Source organism: Sulfobacillus harzensis, from assembly GCF_012933365.1.
Classification (GTDB): domain Bacteria; phylum Bacillota; class Sulfobacillia; order Sulfobacillales; family Sulfobacillaceae; genus Sulfobacillus_B; species Sulfobacillus_B harzensis.
Genome location: NZ_JABBVZ010000080.1, coordinates 1 through 15,432, shown reverse-complemented (window position 1 = coordinate 15,432; position 15,432 = coordinate 1). Strand labels below are relative to the sequence as shown.

28 protein-coding genes are annotated in these 15,432 nt (G+C 60.3%); 4 read left to right on the top strand and 24 right to left on the bottom strand.

What is annotated here, in order from left to right:
* Positions 1 to 84: 84 nt before the first annotated feature.
* The 4 genes from ltrA to HIJ39_RS17110 all read left to right on the top strand — a co-directional run bounded on the left by ltrA (position 85) and on the right by HIJ39_RS17110 (position 4,302).
* On the top strand, positions 85 to 1,239 hold the full coding sequence (gene ltrA, locus HIJ39_RS17125; RefSeq protein ID WP_243239787.1) for a group II intron reverse transcriptase/maturase: 1,155 nt from the start codon (positions 85 to 87) through the stop codon (positions 1,237 to 1,239).
* Positions 1,240 to 1,381: 142 nt separating this feature from the next.
* Positions 1,382 to 1,702: a GNAT family N-acetyltransferase gene (locus HIJ39_RS17120; protein ID WP_207711755.1), complete on the top strand. Its 321-nt coding sequence runs from the start codon at positions 1,382 to 1,384 to the stop codon at positions 1,700 to 1,702.
* 240 nt (positions 1,703 to 1,942) lie between these two features.
* On the top strand, positions 1,943 to 2,089 hold the full coding sequence (locus tag HIJ39_RS17115) for a hypothetical protein (RefSeq protein WP_169101841.1): 147 nt from the start codon (positions 1,943 to 1,945) through the stop codon (positions 2,087 to 2,089).
* A 1,793-nt stretch (positions 2,090 to 3,882) separates the two neighbouring features.
* Complete coding sequence (locus HIJ39_RS17110; RefSeq protein WP_169101839.1) at positions 3,883 to 4,302, top strand: hypothetical protein; 420 nt, start codon at positions 3,883 to 3,885, stop codon at positions 4,300 to 4,302.
* Positions 4,303 to 4,305: 3 nt separating this feature from the next.
* Here the strand turns inward: HIJ39_RS17110 and HIJ39_RS17105 are convergent, their stop codons facing one another.
* From HIJ39_RS17105 to HIJ39_RS16995, 24 genes are all read right to left on the bottom strand, one after another.
* Entirely contained in the window at positions 4,306 to 4,716 is a 411-nt protein-coding gene (locus tag HIJ39_RS17105; RefSeq protein ID WP_169101837.1) for a hypothetical protein, read from the bottom strand.
* Positions 4,716 to 4,904: a hypothetical protein gene (locus HIJ39_RS17100; RefSeq protein WP_169101835.1), complete on the bottom strand. Its 189-nt coding sequence runs from the start codon at positions 4,902 to 4,904 to the stop codon at positions 4,716 to 4,718. Before HIJ39_RS17100 ends, HIJ39_RS17105 begins: the two co-directional genes overlap by 1 nt.
* Positions 4,905 to 5,024: 120 nt before the next feature.
* Positions 5,025 to 5,210 (bottom strand): hypothetical protein, encoded by a 186-nt coding sequence (locus HIJ39_RS17095; RefSeq protein ID WP_169101797.1) that lies wholly within the window; start codon positions 5,208 to 5,210, stop codon positions 5,025 to 5,027.
* A gap of 131 nt (positions 5,211 to 5,341) precedes the next feature.
* Positions 5,342 to 5,800, bottom strand: a complete 459-nt coding sequence (locus tag HIJ39_RS17090; RefSeq protein ID WP_338055225.1) for a hypothetical protein — start codon at positions 5,798 to 5,800, stop codon at positions 5,342 to 5,344.
* Between the two features lie 11 nt (positions 5,801 to 5,811).
* A complete protein-coding gene (locus HIJ39_RS17085) occupies positions 5,812 to 6,138 on the bottom strand; it encodes a hypothetical protein (RefSeq protein WP_169101833.1) in 327 nt (108 codons plus the stop codon).
* Entirely contained in the window at positions 6,131 to 6,589 is a 459-nt protein-coding gene (locus tag HIJ39_RS17080) for a hypothetical protein (RefSeq protein WP_169101831.1), read from the bottom strand. Before HIJ39_RS17080 ends, HIJ39_RS17085 begins: the two co-directional genes overlap by 8 nt.
* On the bottom strand, positions 6,589 to 7,701 hold the full coding sequence (locus tag HIJ39_RS17075) for a LysM peptidoglycan-binding domain-containing protein (protein ID WP_169101829.1): 1,113 nt from the start codon (positions 7,699 to 7,701) through the stop codon (positions 6,589 to 6,591). Before HIJ39_RS17075 ends, HIJ39_RS17080 begins: the two co-directional genes overlap by 1 nt.
* 14 nt (positions 7,702 to 7,715) lie before the next feature.
* Positions 7,716 to 8,300, bottom strand: a complete 585-nt coding sequence (locus tag HIJ39_RS17070; RefSeq protein ID WP_169101827.1) for a hypothetical protein — start codon at positions 8,298 to 8,300, stop codon at positions 7,716 to 7,718.
* On the bottom strand, positions 8,300 to 8,719 hold the full coding sequence (locus HIJ39_RS17065; protein WP_169101825.1) for a phage holin family protein: 420 nt from the start codon (positions 8,717 to 8,719) through the stop codon (positions 8,300 to 8,302). The genes HIJ39_RS17070 and HIJ39_RS17065 overlap by 1 nt, the downstream gene beginning before the upstream one ends.
* Complete coding sequence (locus HIJ39_RS17060; RefSeq protein WP_169101823.1) at positions 8,716 to 8,961, bottom strand: hypothetical protein; 246 nt, start codon at positions 8,959 to 8,961, stop codon at positions 8,716 to 8,718. The genes HIJ39_RS17065 and HIJ39_RS17060 overlap by 4 nt, the downstream gene beginning before the upstream one ends.
* A gap of 16 nt (positions 8,962 to 8,977) precedes the next feature.
* The gene (locus HIJ39_RS17055) at positions 8,978 to 9,928 is read right to left on the bottom strand and encodes a hypothetical protein (RefSeq protein WP_169101821.1); all 951 of its coding nucleotides are present in this window, start codon (positions 9,926 to 9,928) and stop codon (positions 8,978 to 8,980) included.
* 17 nt (positions 9,929 to 9,945) lie between these two features.
* Positions 9,946 to 10,074 carry a hypothetical protein gene (locus HIJ39_RS24680; RefSeq protein ID WP_275107365.1) on the bottom strand — a complete coding sequence of 43 codons (129 nt, stop codon included), beginning with the start codon at positions 10,072 to 10,074 and terminating at the stop codon, positions 9,946 to 9,948.
* A gap of 19 nt (positions 10,075 to 10,093) precedes the next feature.
* Positions 10,094 to 10,690, bottom strand: coding sequence for a type IV secretory system conjugative DNA transfer family protein (locus HIJ39_RS17050; protein ID WP_169101819.1), 597 nt, complete (start codon positions 10,688 to 10,690; stop codon positions 10,094 to 10,096).
* On the bottom strand, positions 10,687 to 10,884 hold the full coding sequence (locus tag HIJ39_RS17045; RefSeq protein ID WP_169101817.1) for a hypothetical protein: 198 nt from the start codon (positions 10,882 to 10,884) through the stop codon (positions 10,687 to 10,689). The genes HIJ39_RS17050 and HIJ39_RS17045 overlap by 4 nt, the downstream gene beginning before the upstream one ends.
* Positions 10,862 to 11,053, bottom strand: a complete 192-nt coding sequence (locus HIJ39_RS17040; RefSeq protein WP_169101815.1) for a hypothetical protein — start codon at positions 11,051 to 11,053, stop codon at positions 10,862 to 10,864. Before HIJ39_RS17040 ends, HIJ39_RS17045 begins: the two co-directional genes overlap by 23 nt.
* Before the next feature lie 21 nt (positions 11,054 to 11,074).
* Positions 11,075 to 11,551 carry a hypothetical protein gene (locus tag HIJ39_RS17035; RefSeq protein WP_169101813.1) on the bottom strand — a complete coding sequence of 159 codons (477 nt, stop codon included), beginning with the start codon at positions 11,549 to 11,551 and terminating at the stop codon, positions 11,075 to 11,077.
* A complete protein-coding gene (locus HIJ39_RS17030; RefSeq protein WP_169101811.1) occupies positions 11,544 to 12,197 on the bottom strand; it encodes a hypothetical protein in 654 nt (217 codons plus the stop codon). The genes HIJ39_RS17035 and HIJ39_RS17030 overlap by 8 nt, the downstream gene beginning before the upstream one ends.
* Positions 12,197 to 12,391 carry a hypothetical protein gene (locus tag HIJ39_RS17025; RefSeq protein WP_169101809.1) on the bottom strand — a complete coding sequence of 65 codons (195 nt, stop codon included), beginning with the start codon at positions 12,389 to 12,391 and terminating at the stop codon, positions 12,197 to 12,199. Before HIJ39_RS17025 ends, HIJ39_RS17030 begins: the two co-directional genes overlap by 1 nt.
* Positions 12,378 to 12,674: a helix-turn-helix domain-containing protein gene (locus HIJ39_RS17020; protein WP_169101807.1), complete on the bottom strand. Its 297-nt coding sequence runs from the start codon at positions 12,672 to 12,674 to the stop codon at positions 12,378 to 12,380. The genes HIJ39_RS17025 and HIJ39_RS17020 overlap by 14 nt, the downstream gene beginning before the upstream one ends.
* Positions 12,674 to 12,928, bottom strand: a complete 255-nt coding sequence (locus tag HIJ39_RS17015) for a hypothetical protein (protein ID WP_169101795.1) — start codon at positions 12,926 to 12,928, stop codon at positions 12,674 to 12,676. Before HIJ39_RS17015 ends, HIJ39_RS17020 begins: the two co-directional genes overlap by 1 nt.
* Before the next feature lie 58 nt (positions 12,929 to 12,986).
* Positions 12,987 to 13,358 carry a hypothetical protein gene (locus HIJ39_RS17010; RefSeq protein WP_169101805.1) on the bottom strand — a complete coding sequence of 124 codons (372 nt, stop codon included), beginning with the start codon at positions 13,356 to 13,358 and terminating at the stop codon, positions 12,987 to 12,989.
* Positions 13,355 to 15,019: a protein rep gene (locus HIJ39_RS17005; protein ID WP_169101803.1), complete on the bottom strand. Its 1,665-nt coding sequence runs from the start codon at positions 15,017 to 15,019 to the stop codon at positions 13,355 to 13,357. The genes HIJ39_RS17010 and HIJ39_RS17005 overlap by 4 nt, the downstream gene beginning before the upstream one ends.
* A gap of 4 nt (positions 15,020 to 15,023) precedes the next feature.
* Positions 15,024 to 15,206: a hypothetical protein gene (locus tag HIJ39_RS17000; protein ID WP_169101801.1), complete on the bottom strand. Its 183-nt coding sequence runs from the start codon at positions 15,204 to 15,206 to the stop codon at positions 15,024 to 15,026.
* Positions 15,207 to 15,234: 28 nt separating this feature from the next.
* On the bottom strand, positions 15,235 to 15,432 hold a 198-nt coding region (locus HIJ39_RS16995), incomplete at its 5' end, for a hypothetical protein (protein ID WP_207711754.1).

The following is a 15,432-nucleotide window of genomic DNA, read 5'->3' as shown; positions in this document are numbered from 1 at the left end:
CGGAGAGCCGGATGTGGGAAAACCACAAGTCCGGTTCGATGAGGGGACGGCCCCGCAAGGGGCCTCCTACTCTACCGTCAGACGATGCAGAACTTTGACAGCCAGCGCGAGACCGCCATCCGGGACCTCGTCGACCGGTCACGACGCCATGCGTATCAGGCGCCTCCGGTCCGACGGGTGTATATTCCGAAACCGGGGCAACCGGCCAAACTGCGTCCGCTGGGCATCCCGACCGTGGCTGATCGCCTGATGCAAGCGGCGGTCGCCCGCCTCCTCAGCGCCATCTACGAGGCGGATTTCCTCGATTCCTCCTATGGATTCCGCCCCGAGCGGAGCGCGCATGATGCGCTCGGTGCCATCGAGTCCCTTGTCTTTAAGCACCCGATTCACTGGGTCTTTGAAGCGGACATCCGGGGATTCTTCGATCACCTCGACCATGCCTGGCTCGAGCGCATGCTCCGGGTGCGGATTGGAGACCCGTGGATTCTTCGCCTTGTCGGTAAATGGCTCCGCGCACCGATTGAGGACCGGGGGACGCGCACGCGTCCCACCAAAGGAGCACCGCAGGGTGGGCCAGCGTCGCCGATATTAGCGAATGTCTACCTGCACTACGTGCTCGACCTCTGGTTCGCCCGGGTTGTCCAACCCCAGTGTCACGGAGAAGCCCATTTGGTCCGCTTTGCGGATGATTTTGTGGTGCTCTTCGAGGACGTGCGGGACGCCCAACGGTTTGCCGAGGCCTTGCCTCAACGCTTGGCGAAGTTCTCGTTGGAGGTGGCCGAGGAGAAGACGCGCCTGCTTCCGTTCGGACGGCGCGTCTGGGCTCACACGAAATCCCAGCCGCGCACACGGGAGACGTTTGACTTTCTGGGGTTCCGGCACGTGATGGGAACATCACGGAAGGGAAATTTTCGGCTCGTCCGAATCCCGACACCGAAGAGCGTCCGGAAATTCTACGTCGCCACGAAACAGTGGATGCAGGCCAATCGCCATGCGCCACCCGGGCTGCAACAGCAGGAATTGACCCAACGACTACGCGGATTCTACCAATACTTTGGATACGGCACCGCGCTGCCCGCGTTGACCCGGGTTCGGATGGCCGTGTATCGAGCGTGGTGGCAGTCGCTGCGTCGTCGGAGCCAACGGAGTCCGTGGCCGTGGTCAGAGTGGGCCCGGAAACCGTGGTTCCGCCTTCCATCGCCCCGCGTGACGCAAGCGTCTCAGGTATTTCGTCGGTGAGTGTTTTGGGGAGCCGGATGCGTTAATTGCGCACGTCCGGTTCTGAGGGGGTTCGCGGCCCAAGAGAAACTCGCCATGACGGCCAAGCCTCAAGGCCGCGTTCTACCTACTCACCGAAACCAGTATGGCCGGCGTCCAATCCATGTGGCCGTATCGCGACGACTTGCATGTGCTGATCGAAGCACCGGACGGCACCTTGGTTGCCACCGCCATTATCTGGTTCGATCCGGTCAGTCGCACCGCGGAATTCGAACCTGTGGGGACGCATCGGGCCTATCGGCGTCAGGGCCTGGCTACCGCCCTACTGTGGCACGGCATGCACCGGGCCCGCGATGCGGGCGCGGAGACGATGCTGGTCGCATGCGTCGGCGCTGCCGGACGTCCGGCGGCGCGTGAACTATATTACGGAGTCGGTTTCGAGCCGTTCGCCCGCGACGTCCCGCATGTCAAGCGAGCCCCGTAGTCGCTGCCGTGACCGCCACAGGGGATTCAGAACCGAAGAGACGATCCCTACCGTTCGGGCGAGAGAGGGGGCACGGCGCGGACATCGGGCGCTCGGGGGCGACCCGGGCCGGTCGAGCCCATGCATGGGCCGGCACCCGACGGGGACAGGTCGCCGCCTCAACGGGGATCGAATGTCCCCGCCCCTGGCGCTACCGATGATTGAAATATGGGACAGAGGCCCCGAACAAGGAGGAATATCATGAACCCGATTCTTTTGGATTTTCCGCATGAATTTACCACCGAACGGTTCCTAATCCGGTGCCCGTTGCCGGGAGACGGCGTCCTAGTCGATGAGGCTATTCGGGAGTCCCAGGACGAAGTGAAGGCGCGGGATCGTATTTTGTGAGCCTGCCCTCCGTTGAGGAGTCCGAGGAAAGAGCCTGCCGGGCGTATGCTAAATTTCTGGTCCGAGAGGATTTGCGTCTCTACATGTTCCGGCAGTCCTCAGGGGGTTAGTGGGGAGTACGGGACTCCACCGCATCAATTGGGACGTGGGGCGTTTTGAAATGAGCTACTTTCCAACAAGAAGAACCCCGCGCACGCCGCCGTGACCAGGACCATAATCCACCAAAGCGCATCGCCATTGATGGGACGTCCGGGTGCGTTCCAACCTTAGTGGGTGCAGGGGCGGCTCGTGCCCCCGCATTGGAAAGCGCGCACGACACGGTCGGTCAACTTTTATTGGTGGTCATCGGCAGAGGACGAGGTGGCGGCCATACCTTCCAGCGCTAATGAACACCGGAAGGAGAGTCTCCGGCAAATCGAAAGAATTCATCGCACTTGGAGCACCCAAGGTCGTTCCCACAACCTACTCGGAGATCTCATAAAGCGGGCGGACTCATCATCGTGATATGACAACAGTTTTACTTCCGAAAATAGACTCCGGATGGCCTATGTCAACAGTTTTACTTCCAAATCGGCGGAGGAAGCTAAGTGTAAAGAGTTGTACTTCCGCAATGTCAACAGTTTTACTTCCCCGTACAGTACACGAAGAGCACAACGCAGATTACATAATCCGGCTTATCGGACGTTCCCTGAACCTCGCTTTAATCTTTATCAGATAATCGCTTGACAGTCAACGGGTGCCGTGCTATTTTTTCCCCGAATTCTTCCGCACGGCCCGTTTAAGCGCAGTACCGACGGCCCGTCGCGGTGCGCCTATCGGTTATGCGTTTTTTGAATGGGAGGAATGACGTTCATGCGACGGTCCCAGAAATTGTTTCTAGGAGGAGCCGTGGTTCTCGGTGGCATCATCGTATTCAGTGTTGCAAGCCTCGGGACATCGAAATCTTTGACAGTGGGTACTTCCTATAATCGCGGTAACCGAAATCTTCCTGTGTCCGGCCACAACATACAGACGGGCCAAGAAATTTATGCAAGACTGTACGACCCACTGTCATTTCATGTCTCACATATTAACTGGATGCTCAGCCGTCGCGAGGGCGCAGGGTGGTCGCCTATTTGGCATCATGCATCCGACATTAACCCAAACTGGGATATTTTTGTTTGGTCCTTAATGGTACATCAAGCAGGCCATTACCAATTGACAGCAATTGGTGCTGGTCATGTTATCGCGTCCGCTTCGTTTTCCGCGTTTGGGGATCCATCCCGTGCAGCCACGTCAGCAGCCCCGGTGGCCCAAAACTCGTCCCCTTCACCGCCCCCGTCCAGCTCATCGATTGCGCCGCCGTCCGTGTCGTATCGGACCGTTCCCTTACAACTATACGGCCCCTCGGGTTCGGCTGGAACCGTCTCGTTACCCCTGTCCTGGTCGCCTTATCCGCGCTCCGATACAGCGCAAGACGGCTCTGCCTACGATGTGTGGGGGCGGGGGACCGACACGTTTATGTTTCGTTATGAGGAAGCGTTTGGTATGAACCATAACGTGCCAGCAGGGCCTTCTGAGCCTTTCGATCCCTCAGCTGGTCTCCCCCCCGGAACTCAGATTACCGGGCAACTCGGCCCGAACCTGTGGAGTTTCTCTGGTTCCGGTCTCATGGGTGAGGTGTACACATCTCCCGCTACGCAAGGCGAGTTTCTGGCCTATGTCAGCGGTCCTGATACCGGATTACTTCAGCAAATCCTTAACAGCGTCCGCTTCAACCCTAGTGACTTAACCATGTGAGGTGACATCAACCCATGCGTCAGCAATATCTTGCCCCCGCTATCGTTATCGTCGGTCTTGGGGCCTATGTCGCGTTCTCCGTCTCCCGGCCCCAGCCAGCGCCCCATCGGGCCGCTTCCCCGCAAGCGGCCGCCAATCGTACTGCATCGGTTCGCTCACGGCTTATTCCGCCTCCCGCGACTGCGCCATTATTGACCCGCGAGGCGTGGATTATGCAATGGCAACCCAGTTGGATTCAACGCGCCTGGCGTAAGTCCGGCAAACCGCCGCTCTTGTGGGGACAAACTATCGGACCAGGTGGCATGTGGGGGTATTATTTCACGCAAAACCCATCAATAGGGGAATCTAGTAACATTACCCTGCCGAAGTATCCTCCGCCTCGAGTGATGCAAACCGACGCGCCAAGTTGGTACGGATGGCCTCTCAAACCGTAGTTCTTAATATCCGCACGCTTCGTTAGCAGGCTGGTTGTCACCTTGAACACCGTATAGCTGATCGACATTAATGTTGCTACAAGGCGGGAAAACGTTGGCACATGAAAACGAGTAGGTGCCGTTGCTTCCGTAAAGGTACTGCGAGAACCAGACCCACGCGCCCTCGATGGCGTCGTTCACCGCCATTTTATTCTGCCAGGCCAGATTCGAGACGGCCACCGAATCGGATGCCGCGGCACTTCCGTAAAAATAATCCACAATCTGCTCCCACGTCCACGGGCGCGTGCTCGTACTCGACCCGATTTGATAAGCCGGGCACTGATTGAAGTAAAGTTCATAGCCTGAATCGTCCAAGACCGTTGCCGTATTTATAGCGGCCATCCAATCCTTACAGTTGTTAGTGACCGTTCCCATTATTGTACTCCCTTGTTGTTTATTTCCCTGTGCGCCTGTTCTAGCGCGAACAGGCGGCGCTTGAGTTCCATCTTGTCGCGTTCCGCACGCGCCCGCGCTTCGCCTTTCCAGGTGCCCGCCAGGTAGGCCAACCACAGCAGGCTCAGCGCCACAAACGCCCAGTAAATCCAGAGTTCCTTGCCCTTCATCGCCGTGCCCTCCGTTCGCGGCGATGATGCCGCCGATGATGATGCCGCCGATGCAACCGGGCGGCCCGGCGGCAGAATGCACAATCACAATCTCGTCGATGATGATGTCCTAGTGCCATCTTAACGCCTCCTTGATCGTCGTCGTGTGGTGCGCCGACGTGTCTTCGTGCGGCGGCGGTGTTTGCGTGTCGCGACTTCTCCGGCCACCGCCCGCCCGATGCGCCGGGCGCGTTTGAGCGAATACCCTTTCTTGCGGTATTCGTGTTCGACCTGCCGTTCGAGTCTGACAAAGCGTTTGGATGCCATGGGGCCGCCTCCTAGAGCAACGATTTCCGCCAGAGCCGCCGCGCATGGTGCATGACCCCTCGCGTGACCCGTCGCCGGATGCGCCGCCCCACATGCCGCCGTCGTCGCCGTCTTGCCATTGTCATCCCCTCCTAGTGGAAGAGTTCCACGACGTAGACCTGGACTTCCCCGCTCGTCGGGGCCGTGGCCCCCATGCCCATTTGAATGATGAGCGAATCCCCGTGAAAGGCCAGGATTCCCGCCGCCTCACTGGTATATTGCGCATAGCCGTTCGATGCGACGCCATTGCTATCGCTGAGGTTCTGGCCGCCTCCGGTGTTGGAGTAGGTACTCAGTGTCGTATCAAACAGCCAAAAATCCAGACTCGTCAACGCTTCATTCAACGTATTGGCGATAATAAAGGAGCGTTCGACCGCGTTGCGATGAAGGACGCCTGTCATCACCGCCTTATACGTCTGCGACGCCGAAAAGTCGGAGGCGGCAAAGGTGCCAATCAGGGTGGGCGCAGCGGCTTGCGGGACGACTTCCGTCTCCGGCAACCCGGATGACGCGCCGACTACTGGCACCGGGAACATGCTAAACTCACTCACGCGCTCGCCTCCTAAATGCTGGTATTGTCTTCCCGGAATCCGCCGATATAGCACGTCACGGCGTCCGCTGAATAGACGCTTACTGCCGTCGTATTGAGGCCCCCCGCAATGCCCATCCGGGGCGGCAGCACGACGTCATAGCTGGTCTCACTCGCCGCCACGCCCCCGAACTTCACGTATAACGGCACGCTGCCGTCGTGGTAAACCACGACGCGGTTCACCGCTTGCGTAAAGTCTTGCGTCAACGCTTGTCCTGCCGTCGTCGTGAAATAAGAGTTGTTCGGATCGGGATAGTTGTACCCGCGCCACATCATGCCAGAGTTCAGGATCTCACCCATTGTTGTGGCCTCCCTCCGTCAAGTGGCCGGGTTGTTGGCCCACTTTCTGCAACGTGTTCAGCCACCCCGCGGCGCTGGCCTGATAGGCCGGGTTGACCAGCTGCCGGAATTGCAAGCTGACCAGCTGAATCCAGCGAATGGTGGCAATGCCCCCCGAGTCCGTATTGTTGTTGAGCGTCACATTGACCGCGCCGCCCGGCACGGCCAAATAGGCCGTCTCAATCGGTTGCCCCAACGACCGCAAGTTTGCGCCGCCCACGATGTTCGGCCCCGTGATACTCACGTACAAGTTCACGTCATGCGGTTCCAAGTCAATTTCGTAGATAATCCAGACATAGTTCGCGGTCGGCTCAAATGCCCCTTGTGTCGTGCTACTCGCCCCGGTAAAGAGCGTCTGCTCTTGCAACCGGGCTTCCCCTTTGAGCACCAACTCCTGAATCAACGGCCCCATTAGAGATGGACCTCCTCACCCGGATAAATCAGGTTGAAGTTGTGGATCTGCGGGTTGAGCCGCTCAATGCTCGCCAGACTCAGCCCATGCGCGGCGGCAATGGCTGACAGCGTTTGGCCCTTGGCGACCCGCGTGGTGGCCGCATACGACGGCTTGTGGCTTTGGGTGTTCACCTGGTAGGCCACCCGGTTCGTCCCGGCTTGGTTCGCCAACTTGCGGACGTAGGTGCCCCCGCTGTTATGCGTCTGGAAGACCACGTTGGGGTTCGCGTTCGGTTTGACGAAAATGGGCTGTCCCGTCGCGGTCACGCCCGCCAGTTTTCCGGCTTTCGCCAACGATTTTAAGTAGCCCACTTGCGCCGCACTCAATCCCGCAATGGACACGGGATGATTCGATGCGAGCGCACTGACCGACGCCTCCGCGGGGCTATTGAAGTGAATAAAGCCCGTTGCGCTGCTGCTGCTCGGTTGCGCCGGTTCGCGGTACGGGGTGGTCAGCACTTTCACCCCACCGCCGCTCCGCGATGCGCCGCCGGGCAGCTTAATCCGTTGCCCCGGATAAATCAGGTTGGGGTCGCTCAGGCCGGGATTCGCCTGCAACAGCGCACTGAGGCTCAGGCCATGCGCCGCCGCAATGCCGGACAGCGTTTGGCCTTTTTGCACCGTCACGCTGTTCCCCGTCGTGTGCGTGCCGCTGCTGGTGGTATGCACGGTCTGCGCGGTCTTGGCGGCGCTCCCCGTATTTCCGCTGGTGCTCGCCGTGTTGCTGGCCGCGCCCGGTAGGTTAATGACTTCCCCCGGCAGAATGTAATTCGGGTCCTGGATTTGCGGGTTGGCCTGTTCCAGTGCGCTCAGGCTAATGCCGTGGGACGCCGCAATCCCGGACAGCGTTTGGCCTTTTTGTACCACGACATGCCCCCCGCTGCTTCCGCCGCTGCTGGATTTAGCCGCGCTGCCCGTGGATTGCGCCGCCGTGCTCGTGCTGGGGGCCGTGGCCGCGCCCCCCAAATGGAAGAGCCGGGTGAGGGTGCCATTCTTCCAGAGCTCATACAGAATAATGGCCGCCGCCAGAAACAGCACGACCCCTAACCAGTTGCCTTTCTTTTCGGCCAATGGTCTCCCCTCCCCTACAGCACGTGGCCGATCCAGTTCGTAACGTTATTGGCCTGTTTGCTCACGAATTTCGCCGTCGCTGAGAAGGCAGACCCCAGCGCGTGATCCACGGGATGGTTAATATGCGTGTTCAGCCACTTTTGCGCTGGCAGCTTTTTTACCGCGCCCGCGGCACTTCCGACGCCCTGCTCGACACCCCCCACAAAATCGATCAACCCGGAGCCAACCCCGGCGCCTATGGCCCCGGCGGGTCCCGCCGTCGCCCCCAGCCCCGTCGCGATGCCGGGATACAACTGACCCTGGACCGCTTTTGCGTAATTTGTAGTTTTTGGTGTGGCTACGGGCGCTTTTTCATACGCCTTTGCCGCCCCGTGCAGAATGTTGCTTTCGACCGTGGCCGCCAACTTTCCCAACTGCGACGCGGTGTTTGCCGCCGTGGTGTCAATGGCGGTAATGGCTTTTTGTGCGGCCTGTTGGGCGCTCCCGATCAGATTCGACTGATAGGCCGAGGATGTGCCCGCGTTGCCGCCGCCCAAGACATTCCGTAAAAGCAGAAACAGTACTAAGGCGGCAAGCAACAAAAAGATGATATCTTCCATTAGGCTCCGCCCCCTGTCGTCGGCGGTTGGCTGTCAGACGGCGAGGTGTTTTGTCCTTGCTGGGTTTTCACATCGTGCAGCAAGTTCAAAATGTCCCCCCAAATGCCGCCCGTCGTCTTGCCCCGCAATTGTTCGACCAGACTGGTCGCTTCGGCCACAATCGCCAACCACAGCGCCCCCGTTACCAGCGCGGCGAAGGCATGGTTGGCGACGCCTAACAAGGCCAACAAAATCGGCAGCCCCAGCTCTTGTATGAGCTTCGACAGGGTGTTGCGCAGGAGGCCGCTTTGAAAGCGCTTCGCGGCCAGCGCCCGCGCCACGCCCAACAGGAGATCCAAGGCCGTCAATCCCAGCAGCGTCATGAGATATGGCAGGTTGGCCTGGAGTTCGTTGCTCCACATCGTCGAAAAGCTCGTCATCGGCGTCGCCGCCCTTCCACGATAATCCAGAGGATGAGCACGGCCAGCAGAATACCGAAAATCCACCCGTTAGGGAGACCGCCGACGCTCGCCGGTTGGTGCGTCTTTTTCAGCTCTTGGGCCGTATCCAACGGACTCACCGCCGCGGGCAGCGCTTGCAGACTGGTCGCCGTCAAGGCCAAGGCCCCGGCCCGCGACGCCTTGGCCGCGACCGACGCCCCATAGACTGCATCCAAGTTCATGGTGCCTGCCCCCTCCTTAGTGCAACGGGCTGAGTGATTCGATGTAGGTGTAAATCTTCGCCGGGGCCGTAATGGTCAGGCTGTCCGGCACAATCACCCGCGCCTGAAACAGACTCAATCCCGTCGAGTTCACCACGTCCCGCAGAGTGCGCGTCCAGTACAAGTCATAAGCCCGCACGCCCGTACTGACCGGCAGCTTCCCCAAATACCGGTAGTTCTGCAACTGCTGCATTTCCCCATCGGTGAAGCTGTACGGCTTTTCGTAGTCTTCGATGTCCAACTGGAACATGAGACCCGGCGTATAACCCAGCGCCGCCCCGTTGTTTTCAATCACGTGGAAGATCCGCAGGTACACCTGGTTCAACGTCGGCAACGTGATGTATTGCTCGCCCGTGCCCGGCAGGTTTTGCGAAATCACCGTAAAGTTATGCAGCGTCGAGATGTCCGGCTTCATTTCGTTCCCCGAAAAGAGGAACGACTCCGCCCACACTTCGACGGTGCCCGTCAGGGTCCCCGTCCCGCTGAAAAACGCGGGATCGGTGGCGTCCCGCCACAACAGTTCCAGCATGATGGTCGTTTCGGGATTCCCCGCCCAAATCACGCCCGTCATGTTCGCATCCGTGACGGTCACGGGCAGCGGGGTGGTAAATTCCACGGTGTTACTGCCCACCGCGACGCCCATTTGCGAATCATCCTGGTAGCCCGGTCGCATGAGCCGCGCCAGCATTTCGTAGCCATATCCGTCCGCTGACAACGGATAAAGGTTCCCGTTGACGTTTAACCGGGCCGACTGCAAGAGACTCCACGGGGCCCGATACCCGGCAGTGCCTGCCGCTGATCCGGTGTTATCTAATGTCCCGTTAAAGCGGACCCAAATCCGACTCAGATACCCCGTGCGCGGAATGGGAATTTCCATCTGTCCCGCCGCATAGGGGACAGACTTAATCTGGCGTACTACTTGCCGCATGATGGTGCTGCCCCCTCTTAGAGATTTTCCACTGCCGGGCTGAGCCCCGGAATGCTGACCATATTGAAGACCAGTTTCAGCAACCAGATAAACACTGCGGCGATCAGCCCGATCTTGAACATGTCGCCCACGGAATACTTCGCCATGGTGAGATTCCTCCTCGGTTTATGGCACGCGAATGACGCGGCCTGTTTTCTGGCCTCGTCGTACCATGTAGAAGGAAAAAGGGGGCCATGATTTCCGGACAACTGTGCTAAAATCTTCGCCCGTGAAACCCTTAATCTTATCGCGGTCGAACCCGACCACTAATGGCGAACAGAGAATCACCCACGCTTCGCTAAAAAAGAGGTTATGGACATCGACGGGCCGCTGCGTGGCCGCCCAAATGCCGACGCCCTGCGACCGCCCCATGCGAATGGCCGCCGCCAGCCAGCGGCCAATTCGCAGGCTGGTCGTGACATAGGCCGCCTCATCCAAATAGAGACAGGTATGACCGCGGGTTAAGGCCGCGTAGCCGCACACGTCGCCGACCTTCACGGGGTCGGCCAACAGGGGTGGCCGCCAGATGACCCGCGGTTCGCGCAACAATGCCCGCTGGTCTTCGGTGATGGTAAACCCCGGCAACTCAATTTCGTGTTTAGGGTCGTGAACAATGGCGCTGGGCATCTTTTGGATGTAGCCCAGCGCCAAGTAACTTTTTCCGGTTCCGTTTGGCCCGATAATCGTGACCTTTTCCTGCGCGCGCAGGCTATCGCGGGTCATAAATCGAACGCCTTCTTGAGCATCAGGATGATGTGCGCGACCGCCTCCCGCACGGCGGGCAGTTCCGTATCCGGTACGGTCTTCAACTGAGGGAAGACCACGGTTTTCAACAGCATCCCCATGCCCGCGGGCAACTTGCCCAGGTCCTCCCCGACTTCTTTCTCGATCATCTCAATGCGCTGCTGGTTGTTCATGCGTGTCCTCCTGTGTCTGATCCGCCGGGGTGGTCTCGGGGGTCTTCGTGCTGTCCGCTTCGGGGAGCCGTTCTCCAATCAGCGCCTCCACCAAATGCTCCAAACTAGCGATGATGCGATGGCTGAGTCCCGCATTGCGTAAGTGTTGCCGCGCTTCTTCGCGTGTCATGCGTTTTTCCTCCCTTCCGGATTACTCGGCGAGTTGGTTCGGGCCATACGGACTCCCGCCGGTCCAGTTGTCTTCTGTCGGCCTCTCAACCGACTGTTTGGCTTCCTGTGCGCGGGCCGCCGCCAGCTGGCGGTCCCACCCGACGCGCTTGGCGACAATGGTGCCCCATCCCGTCACGACCACGGCAATCGCCATGTGTTCGGGGGCCAAATCCCGCAACCCCGGCGTCTGGTTAAAGACTTGGGCTGTGGGGTCCAGCAACGGATCGGCCTCCACGTCGGGATATTGCCAATGCGGACCGCGCCACGCGGCCAGCATTGCAAAGATGCCTTGCATCAGCACTTTCATGACGTCCGGCGTCCACGGTCCCGCCGGGGCCGCAGGCGGCGGGGCCTCCAACGGATTGCCGGGCGCGTTGTCGGTGCCTTCCAGTTGCGGTGCCCCGCCCATGTCCACGTCCAGAGCGGGGGGCCGTTGCACATCCTGATCTTCAGGCATTGTCTGCGCCCTCCGCGATCAGCCACAAGATCAGCGCGGCCACCCCGGCCCCAACGATGATGCTTTTGGTGTTCGCGCCCGGCTTGATGAACTGATTCAACCCCAGCAGATTGGCGAGGTCATTCGCCCCGGTGTTGATGTCGCTAAAGAACCGTTGTAAGATGGGGCCGGCCTCGACGGTTGCCCCCGCGCCGGCTTGGCCGGCCGCGTGTAAATACTGCGTCGGAATACCGGTCACACTGTCCACCACCGACTTGCAATAGGGTCCGGCCGTTCCCCAGGTGTCCAACTCCTGCATCCCCTGGGCACTAAAAAACAGATTGTAATCCGCGTTTCTTAGCCCTTCCACCAAGGTACTGAAGCTGGGACTTTGTTGGGTTAAGGTGTCTATTGTTGCCTGCAATCCTTCTTGTATGGAGGGGTAGTTTTGCACCCCTTCCCCGTTTCCCAAGTTGTTGAAGTTCGTGGACCCTGGGAGTTTCCACGTGGTGTTGAGCGGATTGTTGCCCGATCCGTTCCACGCCCACCCGTGTTCAGCCACGATCCATCCACTCGCTAGCTTCATGTTCGTTGCGGTTGGCGTCGCGTTCAGCCCTTCTAAGACACGCTGCGCCCACTGCAGCGTTGCACTGTTTGGAACTGGCATCACTGCGCCTCCTGTTTCTCGCGGGCGTCCATGGCCGCTAATAATTCGCCCAGCATGGCCCATATCGTCCGCGCCACGCCCTGCGACATCGTAATTTCGCCGCCCCACACCAGGCGAATCTCGATCCAGTGGCCCTGGATTTCTTGAACGGAGATACCTTGTTCCCTAAATCCAATCCTGTCAATCCGTTCCATGTCGTGCCCCCTCCATTTGCTGCAATCGTTGCCGTCGTTTGCGCACCGCCTCCGGCGACCGCTCCAGCTCCCGTGCAATTTGGGTCAGCGATTTCCACGCGACCAGCTGAGCATCGTCTTGCGGTTCCCAGCGTCGGCGGCGGCGCAGGCCCCGCCGTCGCATCAGGCCGTGGACGCTGCTCGCCGGGTGGCCGACGACGCGGCCAATCACGGTCACGGGCAGCCCGGCGCGATATAAGGCCAAGGCTCGGTCGATTTCGTGCGTCGTCCATCGCCGTCGCATTAGAGAATTTCGGCATCCCAAAATGTCTTTTTCCGGCCCGGCGGGTCTTCGGTGGGGCGCGTGTGCGCTTTCTGCTTGCGGGCCGCCCGCGCCTTGGCTTGGGTTTCGGGACTGGGGCGCGGCTTCGGGAACTTCCGCCCGGTCACGACCCGGCCCGTCGCGTCCCACAATGTGCCGCATTCGGTGCAATGCCACCGCTTCCGCGCTCCCGTCGTTTTGTGTGTGTGCTGGCATGTCGGGCACTGGATGAGCATTCAATTTCCTCCTTCGCTCTTTCGATTTTCCTCAGTCTTTCGGGGATGCGACAACACGTTAGGGGCGACTTTTTTCCGACGTCGCCGTCCATCGCGATTCCCCAAACGGCACCGGCTCACGGGTCTTGGCCGGGTGGACGGGACAAATATGGGGCACGTGGTCCACTAAGGGACATCGGTGGCCCCATAGTCGCTCGACTTCGCGCTGCCAGGCCCCCGCGTTTCTCCATTCCCGTTCCCACGTGGCTGGATGCATCCGGGCAGACACACAGCGCCCCGAATTAAATCGCTCGAAGTGCCACCAGACTGCCCGCCGGTCCTCCATCGCGGCGTACATTTGCCCGATGCGATACCAGACCGCCGACAACAATTCGTCATCGCCCAACACCACGGGACCGCTGCACGCTTCCCATATCGTCGTCCGAATCATGCCGCGAATCCTCCTTCCGCAAAGGCTCCCAATATCTGCCGCAATCCCGCCTCGGCATTCTCCGGACAGACGGCGGCGGCCAGCAACGACCACACCAGCAGGGCGACATACAGCTGCCATCGCCGTCGCGGGCGTCCCCGTTTGGGGTCATGTCCCAAAGGCATCCCCTGTCGCTCCCGCTGGTCCTCGGCCCAATATCGGTGTTCGCGTTCCTCGGGTGTGTGGACCGGGATCGTCTGATGCCGCACGGCGTCCCGTTGGGCCGCGGCCTCGGCCAAGGGGCGGCGCGTGCGTTCCCCGTCCGGGGTCACGGCCAAGGGATTCGCCCACTGTTCCGCGGTCTTCACGGGCAGCTCGGCGGTATCGTCGCGCAATGGCCTTGCGGTCCACGTTTGCGTTTTGGGGTCCCATTCACGCCACTGATGTTCCCCCTGTTCGGCCAACGGGGGCGCGGTCAACCGCGCCATGCGGTCCTCCTCCGCTTTTTGCTTCGACCAGCGCACCCCGTAGGCGATGCCGCCCGTCCAAATGGCCCGCCGCCCCCACAATGCTCGTTCGATTTCCCGCACTGCCGCCGACGTGGTTTTTTCCACTTTGGTCAGGTATTTCACCAGTTCTTTGCCGACCGTCTGCGCCGCCGCTTTCACGACTTTCACGGCCTGAATCGCCGCGTTGCGGGTGTAATGTCGCCATACATGGCGGACAATGCCTTGCCCGACATAGGCGCGGGTTGCCCACGTGAGCAAGTGTAAATGGGGATGATAGCCGGTTTTGGGATGATGCGTAATTTCCAGCGCCGCGATATAGCCCCGAATGCGGGTTAAGTACCCGATGCCCAACACATAATGCCGCCCGCGGGGGCGCTTCCACCGCCACGCCCGGCGGGGCCTCCGTTGCATCCGTCGCACGGCGCGGCGCAACTGTTTGCGCGTCACCGGCCCGACGCGCCGCCCGGCCGCCCGGTTGCGACGCCGCTTAATGGCCGCCATCATCTGGCGGAAGGGTGTCAAAATCACACCGTCCAGCACGTCCCGGCCGATTCCCAGCATCCACACGTGCTCCACGTTCGGGATCGTCAACGTGACAAACTGCTGATGCAGCGGGCGCTCGACTGTGACCATTTCGCGTCCGGCCCGGTCCCAAGCTTGGTCAATGGCGTCCCGCAAGACCGCGGGGTCGTCAATGGTCTGCTGCAACCGCAGCACTTCCCGATCCAGCGCCGCCATGATTTCCTCGGCGGTCCGGTTGCCCTTCAAACGGCCATTCGCGTCGCAGCGCGTCCGACCGTCCGGGGTCATCCACGTTTGCACGCGGTCCTGCCACACGCGGGACCGCCGCGCCGCGCACAGGCCACAGAGGCGGTCATGGCAATGCACCACGCTTGCCAACTCCATGCTACCGTCACTCAGCAGCTGGACCCATTGCTGTCGAGAACAGAGCTTCAGGGCGTGCGCCCGGCGGCGCAATTTCTCGTTGTCTTCGTGGGATAGCCAATCGTCCGGCTTCACGACCGTCAACCGCCCGGCAATCTTGCCGTTGCGGGTGATTTGCTGGCCCTCCCAGACCTCAAACGGGACGCGGTTCGCGCCGCGATTTTCTACCGGGCCGATATTTGACCCGACTTGTGGCAAAGTATTAAATACACGGGCGGCGCTTGCCATTGGCCTAACTCCATCCGTCCAGAGTCTCAAACTCGCCTCGTTTTACCTCGTAGCCGCAGTGCTCACACTTCGGGGGATCGTCTTCGTCCACCGTTGCGGCGCAGTACACCTCTCCCAACCCGCAACTGGGGCAGATCCAGTTCCAATGCGTCTCCCAGCACGTCTCGCAAAACCATTTATGCGGCATCACACGCGCCTCCTCGGTCCGGCCCTCATCAGTCATCCCAGCCTTGGCGGCATGCCTTGACCAATCCGACACGCCCCTCTTGCAAATAGTCATCTGGCTCAATGCGCGGGTCTAACGACCCGGCCAGACGCTTATACACGGCGGGCACTAGCCGCTCGTATTGCGCGACCAGTGCCGTCATGTCCTGTTCGGGTAACGAGTCCATTGGGTTCACCTCCGGTTGTCT